Genomic DNA, 17495 nt, shown 5'->3' with positions numbered 1-17495 from the left:
ACCTCCGTAATTAAAATTGGAATGAATGATGTCTTGATGTATTGAAGGATGAAATCAGAAGGCTGTTCAAGTATTTGCTTCCTTTCTTAAATGGACAATAATGGATGGAGCAGCATGCTGCAGAAATTCCGTTCTGTCAATATAAAAAGGCAGCGATAGAAAATAACTATCACTGCCTTTCGATTAGCAACTTTTTGTTATCCTCCATTTCGATCAGTAGCCCTTCATGTGTTCTCATGACATGACAGTATATCCCCTATTTGGAAAATATACCAGTATGGAGAGAGTTGACGCTCTCTTCCAACTTCGGCAAAGTGTCCTTTCATCAACAGTCATCGTTGTCATCCTCCTGTTGACTACTTATTCACTCCGCGCCTCTACCTCACCGATCTGATAAGGTCTCGCTATTCAATTCCTCTGATATTGTATCAGCAAGAAAGCCTCATTGCAAGGGGTCTATCGGAATGGAAAAAGGTGTATCCGAAGCTCCGCCATTATTGTAAAATTCAGGCACCTCTCCAGGTAAATAGCGATCATCGATTTTAATATCCTGTGTAATCGTCGTTGGCCTTGTTTGAAAAGGGACTACTATTCTAAGATTAACCTCAAGGTGGACAAATAATTCAAAAAATACATTGTTGATGCCTAATTCCTTGTGCTTCATAATAGGTTCGGACTGCACATCTCCAATCACTTCAATTTGAACGGGTATTTTCGGACCCAAATTTGCAAGCAACGGGATTCCAAAAGCCTGACCTACCGGTATTTCAATAAGCGTGGGATTGTTTCTGACCGAATCGATAGATGAATTAGTTTCCGGTTCCAGTTCGACATCAAGCGTGCTGCCCGGTTCCGGTATCTCCCCATTTTCCAACTGACGCAGGAAATTCTGGACACGGAAAGTGGTATTCCTCACCACACGATTGGTAACCACAGAATTCCAGCCTACGGAAACCACCTTCCCCTCATTGTCTGTCTCTTCTTGGATTAATTGCTCGTAGTGCAGATCTTCCGCGATTTTTTTACTTACCGCTTCATTGATTGCAAGCCTTGTGAACTGTCTTGTCCTAGTTTCGGCAATATCCATAAGAGTTGGCTCAATGCCTTTATTTATCACCCAAATACTCAAGAAGGTGGATATGATAAAAAATACCAAGGTAAATACAAAAACGTGTCCAAGAGACGGCGGTTTTCTATACTTCATTTTGGAAGGCCTTCTCAAAATTAAATCCCCCCTCTAAAAGAACCTATGCTCTTTAGACGGGGGATAGAATCCTTGCTATTATTTAATTTTTTCCTTCCCAAGCGCTGTACGGCATGAAGAAACGACCACATCCAATTGCTTTGATAAATCCAATTCATACGGAGGAATTTCAACACCATGTTCTTCAAGCACCCGGATCACTGGCCTCTCGCACAGATTGTTATTCTGCCTGGCTACTACCCCTGTCCTGCCATCGCTCAATTCGACAGTCAACCCATTTGGATAGACAGCTATTGTTCGTCTGAACGCCTCGACCAATTCTTTATCAAATAAAGTTCCAGCTCCTGCGTACAGGATTTCCAGACCTTCATGCGGAAGCATAGCATCGCGGTAAACTCTGTCGCTCGTCACCGCATCAAATACATCTGCAATCCCCAATAATCTGGCATGAGGATGGATCTCCTTATCTTTCAATCCTCTCGGATATCCCGATCCATCGATTCGTTCATGGTGCTGAAATGCACAATGGGCTGCCAGCAACGGAACATTTGGTGTATTCCTTAGAAACTCAAATCCTGATTCGGTATGCCCTTTGATTATTTCAAATTCCTCCTCGGTCAATCTGCTCTGCTTCTGCAGGATGTTCTGAGGGATGAACATTTTCCCTACATCATGCAGCATCGCGCCAAGCCCTAGTTCTTCAAGCTTTGATCTGTTTAGTCCAAGCTCTGTACCTAAAGCCAAGGAATAAATGGTCACATTCAAAGAATGATTAAACACATAATTATCATTTACAAATACATCAGACAAAATCGAGACGACTTCATCCTGGTTTTGGATTTGCCGGAGAATTTCCTGGACAATATTGTTCATACGACTGCTATTGTCAAACAAAAAAGAATTAGAATGAAAACTTTCTTTGTTAAAGTCGGAGAAAGTACTTTTAATCATTTGATATGCTTCAATCCTCACTTCTTCCGAGACAGGAGGGTTCACCTCTATGTCATCTGTAAAAGCATCTTTGATATAAACATATGTAATATTATACTGGATAAGACGATTAAGCATCCGTCTTGTCAACTCAATATTTTTCTGAATCAATATTTTGCCCTTCTCATTATAAACCGCTTTCGCCAATTTTGTTCCAGGGTCGATTGATTTAGTGTGTACGAGTCTCATAACTTTCTCCTAACCATTCCAAATGCAGAATTATGTATCATTCGACAAAAATAAATCCTCTATACAAAGTATAGAGGATTTATTTGCTAATTAACAACTATTTTGTCATCCTTTGTCATTCAGCAATCTTTAATAAGGCATCTTTCCCTGACATTCCTTCTGACCATCCTGCTGCCCTAGCTGCGTCTGTGATTTTATCCAGAGGTGCTTCCATCAGCTGCTCAATTGTTTTAACACCGACCGCTCTTGCCGCGATGATTTTTCGGTCCGCAAGGCGCTCATTCAAAAGATCAACATCCAAGGCTCCGCACATTATATACCCTTTGTCATTTGAAATAATAAGCAAGTTGGTTTTTGGAAGTTCCACGCTTGTTGCAGTAAACGGAATACTATCAATATAAATCGGCTTAACGGAAATCAAACTCGACACACTCCTTTCACTTATTAATATATGGCAAGTGAAAAGGTGTGTGCGTTGTCTGCAGCTACTCAAAACTTGTATTTCAATGTGTGTGTAAGCAGATCCCTGATAAATTCCGGCATGTAAAATTTCTTATATTCCGATCTCGCAACTTCTGGAAGCAGTCTCCCTAATGTGAAGGTGTCGACAGTCGCAACATAGTATTCTTTATCTGGTTCAATTTGTTTTCCGTCCATTGTAACTTCCGAAACCCGTTCATGCCCATCAGGACCTTTGGTTGTTTTCACTTCCATCCCGGAAAAAACCATCCTCCCGATGACTTCCCCGCGAAAGCCGAACCCTTTTAACTTCAATTCCATAAATTGTTTCGATAGTGCGACCCTGACAACCTCTATCAATTCACTTCCAGTCAATTTGACTACACATGGATTCATGGGATGAGGGCAGATTCGATGGATATCGCCATATGTGACATTTCCTTTATCAAACCTGTCTAACAACACGCCTGCATTCAGCATTGCACAGTCTGCATCCGTCCATTCTCTCAAAGTATCCACAAACTTTGTCATGATCGGAGTCTCTTTGAACCATCCAAATTCCAAGTTGGTATTTAAATGGGTGACAGGTTTGTCGAGTACCTCATTTGCTTGTTGGTTAAAATTGGCCAGAAGTTCTTCGGTGCCCGGATGACTAGGAAAGTTTTCCACACTTGTCGCATACGCTTCTTTTTTTGTTAATTCTTTCCGATTCTGGTCCCAAGTCAAGATGACCTCACCGATATACTTTCCATGTTTACCGGCAGCTGTCAGCAATGTTCCCGATACCTCTTCACCATCCCGAAATAGATGGTGGGTATGCCCGCCGATGATTACATCAATGTCGTTATACCTTTTAGCAATTTCTTCATCATCGTGGATTCCCAAATGGGATAGCAGCACCACGATGTCATTTTCGGCTGCCAATTTTGGAATGTACCTATCAAGTACTTCCAAAGGAGGAGAAATATTCCACCCAACTAAATTATAAATGGCGTTAAACGGCGCTGTTAAGCCGATCACCCCAATCTTAGTGCCTTTATCGGAAATAAGTTGAGTGGTATGCTGCAACCATAAGGGATCAGGTTCTTTCATACTCTCCAAGTTTGCACATAGAAGCTGGAATTCAGCATGATCATATAAATGGTAAAGTTGATCATAATCCAACGTAATCCCCTCATTGTTACCTATTGTAGCCACGTTGAACCCCGAACGGTTAAGCAATTCCACGTTCGCTTTTCCCTTCAAAGCCTCCGATATGGGATGAGAAAGATCGACATGATCCCCAATATCAACCAGCCAATATGATTGACCGTTTTTCTTCCGAATCGCTTTCTCTGCCTCAAAGTGACCGATGATAGCCGGCCAATTTTCGAAATGGCTATGCAGATCATTTGTATAATAAAAGAATAATTTCTCTTCCATAAAAATTCTCCTTATCCAATCCCTTGCCAAATTAAACGAATACCAATAATGATTAGCAGGATCCTCAAAATCCATTCAACGGTCTGCCCTTTTAATAGTTGATTGACCTTAGCTCCTGCTGTTCCACCTATCCAAGCACCAGGAATAAACAACCAAACATATTGCCATGGGATATGGCCTAGTGCAATATGGGTGGTTGAACTAATTAGACTCAGAAATAAAATCATGAACATCGAGGTAGCTGTGGCTATATGGGGTGGAAATCCAAACAACAGGATCATTGCCGGAACCATTAGCGAGCCCCCTCCTATGCCAAACATACCAGATAACACCCCTACCAGCATTGCCAGAAAAAAAGCCCCAAGAAACGGATAAGAATAACGGTAGCGAGTACCGTCCATGTCCATTGTCCGTATGATGCCCCACTTTTTTCTTAATTGTGCCGGTTCTGTGGGTTTCTTTTTAATAAAAAACATGGACGATAAAATAAGCATTAATAATCCAAAATATAGCGAAAATGTATCATCTTCCGCAAATTGATTAAGCCAGGAGCCAAGTATGCCCCCAGGAATGCTGCCAGCCAGGAAAATGATTCCGCTACGGTAATCTACCCTGCCCTTTCGCATGTAAGAGATACTTGAAGACAGCCCGGTGAAAACCATCACTAATAAAGAAATGCCCACAATGTTATGGGGGTTTGCCCAGTGGAAGCTCTCAAGCAGCTGACTCAACACCAACATGATCGGAACAAGAATCACCCCGCCACCGAGCCCTGCTATACTTCCGACGAAAGCAGATAAAAAACCTATGAGGAGACTCAATATATATACCACAGTACTATCCCTTCTATTCAATATAATGATAATGCCGATAAAAAATGAAACATCAATAAGATATCCAAGTTAGACAAGTGATGGATTAATATGTATGTAAAAAGCGATTCTTTCTAATAATTAGCTGTGTTGGACAATAACCATGAACTACGACATAACTTCAGTATGGCTTCCTCCCATTCTTTTCGGATTGAGTGGTAAGCCGACGCTGCAGAAAAATACTCACTTTCCGTGGGGAACGCTTCAGCCAGGGCACTCCCTGAGTAGGCTCCTTTGCACCCTTTCACCGAGGAAGCTTACTACGAAGCGATACTAGAAGACGCAGGTGCATCACTGCGGGGTCTTCAGACTGTTCCTTACCCACTGGAGTCTCGCATTTTTCCTCCGCTTCATTCGTTTTTCTGATCAAGTGAGAAGTTGATCTAAAGTATGTCTAACATGAGGTATTCCTAACATCAAAATTCAGAAAAACCCTAACAGCGAAGGCAGAAGACGCAGACTCCTCGAAAATACAAATCGATTTTCTTCGTGCGATGTATTGCTGACGAAGCCTTCCTTATCCTGTGGTACCAGGGAATGTTCTTCGATGGGGCGAGAATCGCAGTCCCGCGTGTCCGAAGACCCCGAGTGACGGGTCTGCGTCTTCTAGTTCAGCTTCGTGGCAATTTCCTCGACCCATGGTTTTCGGTGGGACGAGTAATCGCAGTCCCAAAGGGAGCAAGGAAGCTTATTCAAGTATTCCCCTGGCTGAGGCGGTGCCCGCGGGAAGCGAAGTGTCAATTATAAACACTTTTATATTCAGACATTTTTGCGTAGTTGGGTAATTACAGCCCGTAAACATATTAGAAAGAATACAAAAAGAAAAAGAGTCCTTTTCAGGACTCTTTCTATTATTACATTAAATTAGGCAATTATCCAATGGAACCTTCCATTTCGAACTTGATCAAGCGATTCATTTCAACTGCATATTCCATTGGCAGTTCTTTTGTGAATGGCTCGATGAAGCCCATGACGATCATTTCTGTTGCTTCTTCTTCAGAAATTCCACGACTCATTAAATAGAAAAGTTGTTCTTCTGAAACTTTTGATACTTTTGCTTCATGCTCCAATGAAATATTTTCGTTCAATATTTCATTGTAAGGAATGGTATCAGATGTTGATTGATTATCCATAATCAAAGTATCGCATTCAATATTTGCACGTGCACCTTCCGCTTTACGTCCGAATTGAACAATACCACGGTAGGTTACTTTACCACCATGTTTGGAAATCGATTTCGATACAATAGTGGAAGAAGTATTAGGTGCCAAGTGGTGCATTTTAGCACCTGCATCTTGATGCTGGCCTTTTCCTGCCAATGCGATGGACAAAGTCATACCGCGGGCACCTTCACCCTTCAAGATAACAGCCGGGTACTTCATGGTCAGTTTTGAACCTAGGTTACCATCAATCCATTCCATTGTGGCATTCGCTTCACAAGTGGCACGTTTTGTCACCAGGTTGTAAACGTTGTTTGCCCAGTTTTGGATGGTAGTATAACGGCAGTAAGCATCCTTCTTAACATATATTTCTACGACCGCACTATGAAGAGAGTTGGTTGTATAGACAGGAGCTGTACAACCTTCAACATAATGAACAGATGCGCCTTCATCTACAATGATCAACGTTCTCTCGAATTGTCCCATGTTTTCAGAGTTAATCCGGAAGTACGCTTGTAAAGGTGTTTCAGTTTTTACGCCTTTTGGTACGTAAATAAATGATCCACCAGACCAAACAGCTGAGTTCAATGCTGCAAATTTATTATCAGAAGGAGGAATTACTTTACCAAAGTATTCTTTAAACAGGTCTTCATTTTCTTTTAATGCAGTATCCGTATCTTTAAAAACAATACCGAGGTTTTCCAAATCTTCCTGCAAGCTGTGGTAAACCACTTCTGATTCATACTGAGCGGACACACCGGCAAGGTATTTTTGTTCCGCTTCAGGAATACCCAATTTATCGAATGTTCTTTTGATTTCTTCGGGAACTTCATCCCAAGAGCGCTCAGATTTCTCTGAAGGCTTAACATAATAAGTGATTTCATCAAAATTCAGCTCGGATAAATCCCCACCCCATTGAGGCATCGGTTTCTTATAAAACTGTTCAAGGGATTTCAATCGGAAGTCGAGCATCCATTGTGGTTCATCTTTTTGTCTTGATATTTCTTCAACGACTTTTTTTGTTAATCCTCTTTCCGTACGGAAAATAGAAATATCTTTTTCATGAAAACCATACTTGTAATCTTCAATTTCAGGCGCTTTTTTCGCCATGCTGAAAACCTCCTTGTAGGTAATTTACCGAAAGCATTTATTGTTCTTCTTTTCCTACTCCTTGTTCCATTGCCTTCCAAGCAAGTGTGGCACATTTAATCCTGGCAGGAAATTTGGAAACACCTTGTAATGCTTCTATATCACCTAAATCGATATCTTCGTTATCTATCTCTTCGCCAAGCATCATATCAGAGAAAATCTTTGACATTTTCAATGCTTCGTCTACTTTTTTACCTTTAATCGCCTGAGTCATCATGGAGGCGGAGGAAAGACTGATGGAACAGCCTTCACCTTCGAACTTAGCGTCTTCTACCACGCCATCCTCCACTTGCAGGTGTACTTGGATTCTGTCTCCGCATGTCGGGTTGTTCATATCGATCGTTAAACTTTCATTCGACAAGGATCCCCGATTACGCGGGTTTTTATAGTGATCCATAATTACTTGCCTGTACAACGTATCGAGGTTATCAAAAGACATCTCCAAAATACTCCTTTGTTTTCTTTAGTCCCTCCACAAGACGATCAACGTCTTCCGGAGTGTTGTATAAATAAAAACTGGCCCGGGCTGTTGCAGTTACATCAAGCCAGCGCATTAACGGCTGCGCACAATGGTGTCCTGCTCTAACAGCAATTCCTTCCGCATCCAGCACAGTCGCCGTATCATGCGGATGGACATCGTCAAGATTGAATGTAATCAATCCGGCACGCCGTTCAGGACCATAAACAGAGATTCCATCTATAGTGCGAATCTGTTCCATCGCATAATCAATCAATTTTTCTTCATGGGCAAGGATATTGTCCATTCCGACCTCCTGGAGAAAATCAATGGCCGCTCCTAAACCGATCGCACCGGCTATGATTGGCGTTCCACCTTCAAATTTCCAAGGAAGCTCTTTCCATGTGGAGTCATACAAATGAACAAAATCAATCATTTCCCCGCCGAATTCCACTGGTTCCATATCCTCCAGTAATTCTTTCTTTCCATAAAGGACGCCTATCCCGGTAGGACCGCACATTTTATGCCCGGAGAAGGCATAGAAGTCACAATCCAAATCCTGAACATCTACTTTCATATGCGGAATTCCTTGTGCACCGTCTACCAACATAACTGCACCGTTGGCATGGGCGATTTCTGCAATCTCTTTGATAGGATTGATTGTTCCCAATACATTCGAAACGTGCATGGTTGCTACAATCTTCGTATTTTCCGTAACAGTTTCTTTTACGTCCTTCAAATCAATTGTACCATCCGGTTGCAATGGCAAATACTTCAATTCTGCACCTGTGGCTTTAGCCACCTGCTGCCAAGGGATTATATTGCTATGATGTTCCATAGGAGTAATGACGATTTCATCACCCTGGGATAGATTGGCGCGCCCATAGCTATGGGCTACTGTATTGATGGATGTGGTTGTTCCCCTGGTGAAAATTACTTCCTTTGTAGAAGCTGCATTAATAAACCTTCTCACTTTTTCCCTGGCGCCTTCGTATTTATCTGTCGCCCTGGTGCCCAGTGTATGGACACCCCGGTGAACATTGGAATTGTCTTGTTTATAGTATGCATCAATTGCTTCAATTACGGAAAGGGGCTTTTGGGATGTTGCCGATGAATCAAGATAAACCAATGGATGTCCATTGACCTCTTGATCCAAAATCGGAAACTGTTCCCTGATTGTTTTTACATCCATTAATATACTTTCCTTTCAATCACTTCTGTCAATTGAGACTTAACTGTTTCAATTGGCAGCTGATTCACCACTGGGGCAAGGAAACCATGGATAATAAGACGCTCCGCTTCTTTTCGGGAAATTCCGCGGCTCATGAGATAATAAAGCTGCATTGGATCAACACGTCCGACTGAAGCTGCATGTCCTGCAGTTACGTCATCTTCATCAATCAGAAGAATCGGGTTTGCATCTCCGCGAGCATCTTTGCTAAGCATCAAAACACGCGATTCTTGTTCAGCGTTGGATTTTGTCGCTCCATGTTCGATTTTACCAATACCATTAAAGACAGATGTTGCACTATCCTTCATCACACCGTGCTGAAGGATATAACCTTCTGATTGCTGTCCAAAATGGACAATCTTTGCAGTGAAGTTTTGGGATTGGCTTCCACGGCCGACAGTAACAGTTTTAGCATTGGAAACAGAATTGTCCCCAACAAGGTGGGTGATGTTTTCCGAAACAGTGTTACCATCGTTCATTTGTCCCAATGCCCAGTCAATATTGGCATCACGATATGCCACACCGCGCCGGTTGATATATGCAGTGGTACCACTCGCGAAATTATCGACAGCTCCGAAAGAAATCTTTGCATTGTCATTCGCAATAACTTCGGTAACGATGTTTGCTACAGTCTCTTCTTCCTCGTTATGGGAAATATAATTTTCCACATAAGTTACAGAACTGTTTTGCTCTGCAACTACGATAACATGATTGAAAGAAGAAGCCTTCGGATCTTCCTGCCAGAAAATGGATTGAAGCGGTTCTTCCACTACAACGTTTTTCGGTACGTACACGAACACACCGCCATTCATCAACGCTGTATGAAGAGCTGTCAAACGATTCTCATCAATTTGCACGGCATCTTTCATATAATAACGTTGAAGCAAGTCACTATGTTCTTGCATTGCCGTGAAGATATCGGTCAAGATTACACCTTGTTCCTCCAACTTAGACGACAGTGATTTATAAGCTACTGTCTGATTCCGTTGAATGACAATATTCTGATCTTTATTTTCTAAATCGACAAACACTTGGATTTCTTCAGGAAGATCCTCCAATGAATGAATTTCTTCCCCTTTAGCCGTGTGTTGGAATGTATTGAAATTCCAGCGTCTAATACTTGTTTTGTCCGGTTTGGGCATTGGCAGCGTATCAGCTTGCTCCAATGCTTGAAGGCGTAATGACTTCATCCATTCCGGTTCATTGTGCTCTGTCGAGAACTGGCTAATGTATTCTTTATCATATGGCAGCTTTGTTTCTACAGTCATGGTACCCCTCCTTACTGTTACGCTTTTTGCCCTACAGTTTCGTCTTCAATGCCTAACTCTTCTTTGATCCACTCATAACCTTCAGCTTCCAGACGCTGTGCCAGTTCAGGCCCTCCGGACTTCACGACACGACCTTGCATCATCACATGAACTTTATCAGGAGTGATATAGTTCAACAGACGCTGATAGTGAGTGATGATCAAGCATCCGAAGTTTTCATCACGGAGCTTGTTGATTCCTTTGGATACTACTTTCAAAGCATCGATATCAAGACCGGAGTCAATTTCATCCAGGATGGCGATTTCCGGTTTAATCATCATTAATTGAAGAATTTCATTGCGTTTTTTCTCACCGCCAGAGAATCCTTCATTCAAATAACGCTGTGCCATGTTTTTATCCATTTCCAAGTAATCCATCGCTTCGTCCATTTCTTTAATAAATTTCATTAACGAAATTTCGTCGCCTTCTTCACGTCTAGCATTGATGGAAGAACGAAGGAAATCGGAGTTTGTAACCCCGCTGATTTCACTTGGGTATTGCATCGCAAGGAAAAGCCCTGCCTGCGCTCGCTCATCTACTTCCATTTCAAGTACATCTTCTCCATCCAACAAGACACTGCCTTGTGTGATTTCGTATTTAGGATGCCCCATAATAGCTGATGCAAGTGTAGATTTACCGGTTCCGTTCGGTCCCATTACAGCGTGAAATTCGCCGCCCTTTATTGTTAAATTAACACCTTTAAGTATTTCCTGGTCTTCAATTGATACATGAAGATCCTTAATTTCCAAAGTTGAACCTGCCATACTGATATACCTCCAATTACCGTATTTATAAAATGTTAGAGATGAAATAACATCCATTCTCAATTTATTCTCATTATAATCTTATAACATTTCGAATCTATAATCAACATATACACTAATGGTTATAGTTTTCACCATTAATTCAAAAATATTGTAACAAATCAGGCGGAAAATAACACTTAATAACGGTTGAATACAGGAAATCTCCGTATATGTCCAAGATTACCTATGTCTACTGTAACACAAAACCCTTGCCGCTAAAATGGCGGCAAGGGTTTTGTGGATTATATTTGTTCAAAGTTATCTGTGGATTTTTCTTTCTACTTCATTGACGACTTGGCGACTTTTCTCATAGCTCTTTTCTCTCTCTTTTTCGACCTCTAGTCGTTTATCGAGCTTTCTTCCGTATTCAGCGTACCCAATTCCATGGTTCTGCTGCATCGCCTTTTCCATTTCGCTAGTGTAATTCATGTCTAAACCACTGTCCGTGATAATGAATCCTTCCTTTCTGTTTGTTTACAATGAAAATTGTACATGATTACAATTCCCTTAACAAACCGGCTGTAAACATACATAGAAGCAGGAAAAAACTTGAACCCTTTTGAAACATATATAGGTGTATTTTATAAACAATTTCACCATATACCTTCCATTTACTAGCGATTGAAGAAATATTACCTTATTCGCCCTCTGTGGCAGCCGGTACAATCGCGCCATCGTATTGTTCTTCAATAAATGTTTGGATCTCCTCGGACTGCAGAACTTCAACAAGCTTGTTCAGTGCTTCGTTGTCCTGGTCCTCTGTACGGGCAACGACCAGGTTCACATATGGCGATTCTTTTCCTTCGACGAAAACGGCATCTTCTGTAGGAGTAAGACCCGCTTCAATTGCATAGTTTGTATTGATTGCAACCAGAGCATCCTCCTCTGTTTCATACATCTCAGGTAAAACAGCCGCATCTACATCAGGAGAGAACGTCAAATTCTTCGGGTTTTCTACAATATCTTCAACAGTAGCAGTCACTTTGTCTACATCTTCAGCAAGAGTGATCAATCCTTCTTCTTCAAACATGGACAAAATACGGCCATGGTCTGGGATGGAACGACTGATGATCACTTCGGTACCATCGGGAATGTCGTCTATACTGTTGATTGATTTGGAATACACACCCATAGGTTCGATATGCACACCGCCAAGATTGACAAAATCGTAATCAAACTCTTCACGCTGATCATTCAAATATGGTTCATGTTGAAAATAGTTGGCATCAATTCTTCCATTTGACAGGTCTTCGTTCGGCAAAATATAGTCCTGATACTCTTCGATTTGCAAAGAAATCCCTTCTTCTTCGAGCATTGGCTTTGCTTCCTCAAGGATTTCAGCATGCGGAGTACTAGATGCGCCTACTACTATTTCTGTGCTTTCTTCTGAATCACCAGACTCGTTGTTTTCTCCGGTATTATCTTGTGCGGAATCTTCCTCAGATGTACCGCATGCTGCCAATACAACAATAAACAAAGCAGCGAATAGTAAAGTTAATAATTTCTTCATCTCTTGACTCTCCTTTAAATTTTATCTTTTATCTAATTTACTGGCGATGAAATCGCCGATAAATTGAAAAATAAATACAATAATAACGATTAGGACCGTACAAGCAAACACGACATCAAATTGACGGCGCTGGAAGCCATAGAAATAAGCAAAATCGCCAAGTCCACCGGCACCGATAACCCCAGCAACGGCCGTATAGCCAATTAAGGCAATCGCCGTTACAGTAATGCCGGAAACAAGCGCTGGCATCGATTCTGGTATCAATACTTTGAATATAATTGTACTTGTCTTGGCTCCCATCGACTTGGCAGCTTCGATTACTCCTTTGTCCACTTCCCTAAGACCGATTTCAACCAGTCTTGCATAGAAAGGTGCAGAGCCTATAATCAATGCAGGAAGTGCCGCTTTAGGCCCCCGGATCGTTCCCATTAAAAAATCGGTGAACGGGAATAATAGCAAAATCAAAATGATAAACGGAACTGCTCGGAGTACATTGACAACCGTCGCCACGACAATGTTGACTAGATAACTCTCCCAAAGACTTCCCTTTGAGGTAAGGTACAGCATCAAGCCAAGTAAGATACCGAATACGAGTGTACCGGCAACTGATATCAACGTCATGTAAAATGTTTCGCCAGTTGCTACCCATAAATCCTCGACTCTTACATTAGGAAATAATTCACTTAGCATTTACATCCACCTCCACTTCTACAGAAGTAGATGTTATATAATCAATCGCCTTCTTGATTTCGGCTTCGGCACCATCCATTAAGATAAACAATGTTCCATAAGCACCTTTTTGCGTCTGCGTCACTTTCCCGTGCAGGATGTTCACTTCAATATTGAATTTTTTTGACACTTGACTGATCAAGGCCTGGTTGGTCGTTTCCCCAACGAAATGAAGCCTGATGATTCTGCCGGCGTCATAAGTCTTCAACATTGTTTCCAGAGACTCGTCCTGGTCCTGGTCTCCCATTACCTGTTCGACAAAACGTTTGGTCACTTGTTCTTTCGGATGAAGGAATACCTCAAGGACCTCGCCCTGTTCTACTACTTTTCCTTGTTCCATGACAGCGACACGATGGCAGATTTTCCTGATCACATGCATTTCATGTGTAATCAAAATGATTGTAAGACCAAGTTTTTCATTGATATCAACCAACAAATCAAGGATCGAATCCGTGGTTTCAGGATCCAATGCAGAAGTGGCCTCGTCACAAAGCAGTACTTTCGGATCGTTGGCCAATGCTCTGGCAATTCCGACTCTCTGTTTCTGACCACCACTTAATTGAGACGGATAGGCATCTTCTCTACCGGCAAGACCGACCAGCCGGATGAGCTCGTCAACCTTTTCCAGTCTTTCTGCCTTCGGGACACCTGCTATTTCCAACGGAAAGGCAATGTTTTCTCTCACGGTCCTGGACCATAATAAATTGAAGTGCTGAAAAATCATCCCGATTTCCTGTCTGGAAAGTCTGAGCTGCTTTTTATTTAAGGCAGTGATTTCCTGATCATCGATAATGATCGTACCGCCGGATGGGTCTTCCAATCTATTGAGTAAACGGATGAAGGTACTTTTTCCCGCACCGCTGTACCCGATCACTCCGAATATTTCTCCCTTTGGTATTTCCAGATTCAAATTATCGACAGCTGTAATGTTCGATGACTTGGAAGGAAATACTTTTGACAAGTTCTTTATCGAAATCAACTTTCTTCCTCCTTGGGTATGAGGCAATGCCCACTCATATTTCTCTGTACGATACAAGAGCAGACTGCTTCTTTCCCTTTATACTTCATTAAAAAACGCCTTTCCATTCATGAGAACAGAAAGACGCAGCAATACGCTTCATGTTCTCTCATCTGCCAAAGCTCTTTGCTTCGCAGGAATTGGCACCTTTTTAAACACATGGTTTAACGGTTGCCGGGCTTCACAGGGCCAGTCCCTCCACCTCTCTTGATAAGAGATCCGCATATGAAATTACAATCGGTTTTTAACGCTAAATAGGATTGTAGCATGGGCCTGTTAAGGTGTCAATTAGTAAATCCTGCAAACATTTAAAATAGAATATGATGATTCTTTTTGAAAAACTTAATGGATCCGTGACTTGTATGGTAATATGGACACTAAAATCACCTGAAAGGAAAATGCCCCATGAAAGCACCTCTATTTGAATTGCCCTTTATAGACAGTAATGAATTATATCAGTTGGAAGAGGATAAAGGAAAGATCGTTGTCATCACTTTCTGGGTATCCTGGTGTCCTGATTGTGCTGTCGATCTGCCGAAAAAAGAACAGCTCTACCAAACGATGGATAGAGAAAAAGTCAAAATGATGACAATTAATGTAACTGGAAGAGAACGAGAAGAGAAAGCAGGGTTATCATACAAGGAAAAATTTCTAAAACAACCAACTCTCGCAGATGAGAATCGAAAGGTATATGAACGATACAATTGTGAAGGGGTTCCCTCCACCGTCATTATTGATCAGGATGGAGAACTAAGAGGACAGTTTGGAGAGAAAGCAAACTTCCTGGAAATCGTCAAAACCATCGGCGGCTTACTTGATTGACAGTCTGCAATCATGCCAAAAAGAGCAGTGTTTCAAAAAACAAACAATCCCGGTAACTTCCATTCCAACTGGCAAGTGTATTTGGAAATGAAGTGAGCCTTCCCTGGCCCTCAAACAGTTGGACTAATATGCCTTCGCTTACTTCAATAGATAAATCGGATTTCTCTACGAACCACTCTTTTGTAACAGTGATTACACCGGATTTAAAGATAATCCAGTACTCAAGGTCATTTCGGAGTTTCAACTGTACACAAAAGTTTTTATCATGATATAAAAATAGCAAATCACCATTTGCGCTCAATCGTTTCTGCCATTGATGGATGACGGCTTCGCCCATGTAAATCCCCCCTGTGAAATAATTCTACAAAGGGGGGATTTATCCTTTAATTAGTGGATCAATTCGTCAATAATGCAAGTCTCCATCAGCTGGTTAAAGAAATATATTCATCTCATTTTTCTCGAGAAAGATAGGGAGTAATTCTTTCGATGATATTTGGAATCGAGCGGAACGCATATATTTTTTCTTTCACAACCCCAGATTGCAGGATGATGAGACACGGAACACTTTCCACTCTTTGATTTTGCATGAACTCAGGAAATAAAGAAGCATTCATTTCATAAAAATTTATATCACTATCCATCTTTTCGATTGTAGCCAGCATCTTACTTGCCAGCTGACATGTTCCACAAAAAGGAGTCTGGACAAAAAGAAAACCAGTCCCCACGGAAGCTAGCGGATCTATATCAATTCGTTTCATAAAACCCTTCCTTTAAATGCCTTAAAATTGCCGCGATTACTCGTCCAACTAAAGATACCCCGCACTGACTCAATAACCATATACTGCGACATAACTACAGAGTGGCTTCCTTCCATCCTTTTCGGATTGAGTGATGAGCCGTCGCTGCGGAAAAATACTCCCTTTCCGGGGGCAGCACCTCAGCCTCCTCTTGAGCAAAAAGCGCGCTCACTGCGGGGTCTTCGGAAGCTGCTCTTCCCCCAGGACTTTGAAAAGACATCCATGCATTTACACCGCACGCAGAAAATCGAACTTTATTTTCAAGGAGTGTCGCATTTCCCCTCCGCTTTGGGTCGTTTTTCTGTTCAGGTGAGAAGTGATCCTATAATATCTTTAACATGGATTATTCGTAGCCGAGATTCAGAGAACTCCAACCAGCGGAGGTAGAATACGTAGACTCCTGCAGGAATAGCACGCGTCCGAAGATCCCGCAAGAAGCGCTTTTTGCTTCTGAGGAAGCTGAGGCCGTGCCCGCGGAAAGCGAAGTGTTCTGCCGCAGCGAGTCCATGCACTCAACAATCATCAGAACAACTAGAAATAAAATTGCAACTATGCGTTAGTTTCCCTCAACTCTACACAACATGTAACTTTTCTCTACTGGACAAAGTACTCAATTTAAAAAGGGTCGCTGTTAGGCAACCCTTTTTACGGAAGATCGTTATTCATTTGTTTGCTTGACGATTTCTATTGTTCTTAGTTTGTTGTCCTCCACTTCTTTTATCTCAAAATGAAGGTCTTCATATACATACGTATCTCCGACTTTGGGGAAGTATCCGAATTCACGTAATAAGAATCCTGACAAAATGTCCTCCTCTTCCGGTATGTCTGTTCGGAACACTTCATTCAGGCGGTGGAGAGAGATTTTACCATTACAAACGATCCGCGACTCGGAAAACTCCTCTATCAGTGCCTCTTCGTCCACGTCTGTTTCATCTTTAATTTCCTGGCCGATCATCGCTTCGATAATATCCTCATTCGTCAAGATGCCATTTGTTCCACCATATTCGTCCAGTACAATCGCCATATGTTTTCTTTCCTTTAACATTTGCTTGAATACTTTTTCGATTGAGTGAAACTCAAATACATATAATGGATTGTTATCCGTAAACTGCTGTAAGATTTGGGTTTGATCTAAGGACCAGGAAAGCAGCTGCTTGGCATGGAAGACCGCTATTATGTTGTCCATATTTTCTTCATAAATCGGATACCTGGTATGGTTACTGTTTAATACAATATCAAGCGCTTGTCCATAAGTGGCAGTCGACGGGATACCTATAATTTCCATTCTTGGGGTTTTCAGGGCGTCCCTTACATCCAACCGATGAANCTCACTGCGGGGTCTTCGGAAGCTGCTCTTCCCCCAGGACTTTGAA

18 protein-coding genes and 2 riboswitches are annotated in these 17495 nt (G+C 41.8%); of the genes, 1 reads left to right on the top strand and 17 read right to left on the bottom strand.

Going from position 1 to position 17495, the window contains the following annotated elements; all coding sequences use genetic code 11:
• Positions 1–209 precede the first annotated feature (209 nt).
• Positions 210–388, bottom strand: a riboswitch (Lysine riboswitch).
• Between the two features lie 54 nt (positions 389–442).
• The 14 genes from yunB to CZ434_RS21115 form a co-directional block, all read right to left on the bottom strand.
• Entirely contained in the window at positions 443–1204 is a 762-nt protein-coding gene (gene yunB, locus CZ434_RS21175; protein WP_077625296.1) for a sporulation protein YunB, read from the bottom strand.
• Between the two features lie 78 nt (positions 1205–1282).
• On the bottom strand, positions 1283–2383 hold the full coding sequence (locus tag CZ434_RS21170) for an HD-GYP domain-containing protein (RefSeq protein ID WP_077624936.1): 1101 nt from the start codon (positions 2381–2383) through the stop codon (positions 1283–1285).
• Between the two features lie 115 nt (positions 2384–2498).
• The gene (locus CZ434_RS21165; RefSeq protein ID WP_077624935.1) at positions 2499–2804 is read right to left on the bottom strand and encodes a YunC family protein; all 306 of its coding nucleotides are present in this window, start codon (positions 2802–2804) and stop codon (positions 2499–2501) included.
• Between the two features lie 68 nt (positions 2805–2872).
• Positions 2873–4264, bottom strand: a complete 1392-nt coding sequence (locus CZ434_RS21160; protein ID WP_077624934.1) for a bifunctional metallophosphatase/5'-nucleotidase — start codon at positions 4262–4264, stop codon at positions 2873–2875.
• A gap of 11 nt (positions 4265–4275) precedes the next feature.
• The gene (locus tag CZ434_RS21155; protein WP_077624933.1) at positions 4276–5097 is read right to left on the bottom strand and encodes a sulfite exporter TauE/SafE family protein; all 822 of its coding nucleotides are present in this window, start codon (positions 5095–5097) and stop codon (positions 4276–4278) included.
• Positions 5098–6008: 911 nt separating this feature from the next.
• Positions 6009–7406, bottom strand: a complete 1398-nt coding sequence (gene sufB, locus CZ434_RS21150; protein ID WP_077624932.1) for a Fe-S cluster assembly protein SufB — start codon at positions 7404–7406, stop codon at positions 6009–6011.
• Positions 7407–7443: 37 nt separating this feature from the next.
• The gene (gene sufU / locus CZ434_RS21145; protein ID WP_077624931.1) at positions 7444–7884 is read right to left on the bottom strand and encodes a Fe-S cluster assembly sulfur transfer protein SufU; all 441 of its coding nucleotides are present in this window, start codon (positions 7882–7884) and stop codon (positions 7444–7446) included.
• Complete coding sequence (locus CZ434_RS21140; RefSeq protein WP_077624930.1) at positions 7874–9094, bottom strand: cysteine desulfurase; 1221 nt, start codon at positions 9092–9094, stop codon at positions 7874–7876. The genes sufU and CZ434_RS21140 overlap by 11 nt, the downstream gene beginning before the upstream one ends.
• Complete coding sequence (gene sufD, locus CZ434_RS21135; RefSeq protein ID WP_077624929.1) at positions 9094–10401, bottom strand: Fe-S cluster assembly protein SufD; 1308 nt, start codon at positions 10399–10401, stop codon at positions 9094–9096. The genes CZ434_RS21140 and sufD overlap by 1 nt, the downstream gene beginning before the upstream one ends.
• 17 nt (positions 10402–10418) lie before the next feature.
• Complete coding sequence (gene sufC, locus CZ434_RS21130) at positions 10419–11204, bottom strand: Fe-S cluster assembly ATPase SufC (protein ID WP_077624928.1); 786 nt, start codon at positions 11202–11204, stop codon at positions 10419–10421.
• 300 nt (positions 11205–11504) lie between these two features.
• Positions 11505–11675, bottom strand: a complete 171-nt coding sequence (locus tag CZ434_RS22345; RefSeq protein WP_179107339.1) for a YuzK family famiily protein — start codon at positions 11673–11675, stop codon at positions 11505–11507.
• A 208-nt stretch (positions 11676–11883) separates the two neighbouring features.
• Positions 11884–12756 (bottom strand): MetQ/NlpA family ABC transporter substrate-binding protein, encoded by an 873-nt coding sequence (locus CZ434_RS21125; protein ID WP_077624927.1) that lies wholly within the window; start codon positions 12754–12756, stop codon positions 11884–11886.
• A gap of 21 nt (positions 12757–12777) precedes the next feature.
• On the bottom strand, positions 12778–13446 hold the full coding sequence (locus CZ434_RS21120) for a methionine ABC transporter permease (RefSeq protein WP_077624926.1): 669 nt from the start codon (positions 13444–13446) through the stop codon (positions 12778–12780).
• Entirely contained in the window at positions 13436–14464 is a 1029-nt protein-coding gene (locus CZ434_RS21115; protein WP_077624925.1) for a methionine ABC transporter ATP-binding protein, read from the bottom strand. Before CZ434_RS21115 ends, CZ434_RS21120 begins: the two co-directional genes overlap by 11 nt.
• A 145-nt stretch (positions 14465–14609) precedes the next feature.
• Positions 14610–14720: riboswitch (SAM riboswitch) on the bottom strand.
• A 188-nt stretch (positions 14721–14908) separates the two neighbouring features.
• Between CZ434_RS21115 and CZ434_RS21110 the strand changes: the two genes are divergently transcribed.
• Positions 14909–15325: a TlpA family protein disulfide reductase gene (locus CZ434_RS21110; protein ID WP_077624924.1), complete on the top strand. Its 417-nt coding sequence runs from the start codon at positions 14909–14911 to the stop codon at positions 15323–15325.
• A gap of 10 nt (positions 15326–15335) precedes the next feature.
• Here the strand turns inward: CZ434_RS21110 and CZ434_RS21105 are convergent, their stop codons facing one another.
• From CZ434_RS21105 to CZ434_RS21095, 3 genes are all read right to left on the bottom strand, one after another.
• Positions 15336–15662, bottom strand: a complete 327-nt coding sequence (locus CZ434_RS21105; RefSeq protein ID WP_077623585.1) for a hypothetical protein — start codon at positions 15660–15662, stop codon at positions 15336–15338.
• Between the two features lie 112 nt (positions 15663–15774).
• The gene (locus CZ434_RS21100) at positions 15775–16083 is read right to left on the bottom strand and encodes a thioredoxin family protein (protein ID WP_077623584.1); all 309 of its coding nucleotides are present in this window, start codon (positions 16081–16083) and stop codon (positions 15775–15777) included.
• Between the two features lie 697 nt (positions 16084–16780).
• Positions 16781–17407, bottom strand: coding sequence for a transporter associated domain-containing protein (locus CZ434_RS21095; protein ID WP_245831043.1), 627 nt, complete (start codon positions 17405–17407; stop codon positions 16781–16783).
• Positions 17408–17495: the final 88 nt, after the last annotated feature.

The organism is Sediminibacillus massiliensis, assembly GCF_900156915.1.
GTDB classification, from domain to species: domain Bacteria; phylum Bacillota; class Bacilli; order Bacillales; family Amphibacillaceae; genus Sediminibacillus_A; species Sediminibacillus_A massiliensis.
The sequence above is the reverse complement of the archived record's forward strand: the minus strand, read 5'-3'. Positions and strand labels throughout refer to the sequence as shown.

Excerpts from the sequence above, each read along its gene's own strand:
- CZ434_RS21095 (WP_245831043.1), bottom strand. The coding sequence starts at position 17,407 with ATGGAAATTATAGGTATCCCGTCGACTGCCACTTATGGACAAGCGCTT.
- yunB (WP_077625296.1), bottom strand. The coding sequence starts at position 1,204 with ATGAAGTATAGAAAACCGCCGTCTCTTGGACACGTTTTTGTATTTACC.
- CZ434_RS21105 (WP_077623585.1), bottom strand. The coding sequence starts at position 15,662 with ATGGGCGAAGCCGTCATCCATCAATGGCAGAAACGATTGAGCGCAAAT.
- sufC (WP_077624928.1), bottom strand. The coding sequence starts at position 11,204 with ATGGCAGGTTCAACTTTGGAAATTAAGGATCTTCATGTATCAATTGAA.
- CZ434_RS21170 (WP_077624936.1), bottom strand. The coding sequence starts at position 2,383 with ATGAGACTCGTACACACTAAATCAATCGACCCTGGAACAAAATTGGCG.
- CZ434_RS22345 (WP_179107339.1), bottom strand. The coding sequence starts at position 11,675 with ATGAATTACACTAGCGAAATGGAAAAGGCGATGCAGCAGAACCATGGA.
- sufD (WP_077624929.1), bottom strand. The coding sequence starts at position 10,401 with ATGACTGTAGAAACAAAGCTGCCATATGATAAAGAATACATTAGCCAG.
- CZ434_RS21160 (WP_077624934.1), bottom strand. The coding sequence starts at position 4,264 with ATGGAAGAGAAATTATTCTTTTATTATACAAATGATCTGCATAGCCAT.
- sufB (WP_077624932.1), bottom strand. The coding sequence starts at position 7,406 with ATGGCGAAAAAAGCGCCTGAAATTGAAGATTACAAGTATGGTTTTCAT.
- CZ434_RS21110 (WP_077624924.1), top strand. The coding sequence starts at position 14,909 with ATGAAAGCACCTCTATTTGAATTGCCCTTTATAGACAGTAATGAATTA.
- CZ434_RS21100 (WP_077623584.1), bottom strand. The coding sequence starts at position 16,083 with ATGAAACGAATTGATATAGATCCGCTAGCTTCCGTGGGGACTGGTTTT.
- CZ434_RS21140 (WP_077624930.1), bottom strand. The coding sequence starts at position 9,094 with ATGGATGTAAAAACAATCAGGGAACAGTTTCCGATTTTGGATCAAGAG.
- CZ434_RS21120 (WP_077624926.1), bottom strand. The coding sequence starts at position 13,446 with ATGCTAAGTGAATTATTTCCTAATGTAAGAGTCGAGGATTTATGGGTA.
- CZ434_RS21125 (WP_077624927.1), bottom strand. The coding sequence starts at position 12,756 with ATGAAGAAATTATTAACTTTACTATTCGCTGCTTTGTTTATTGTTGTA.
- sufU (WP_077624931.1), bottom strand. The coding sequence starts at position 7,884 with ATGTCTTTTGATAACCTCGATACGTTGTACAGGCAAGTAATTATGGAT.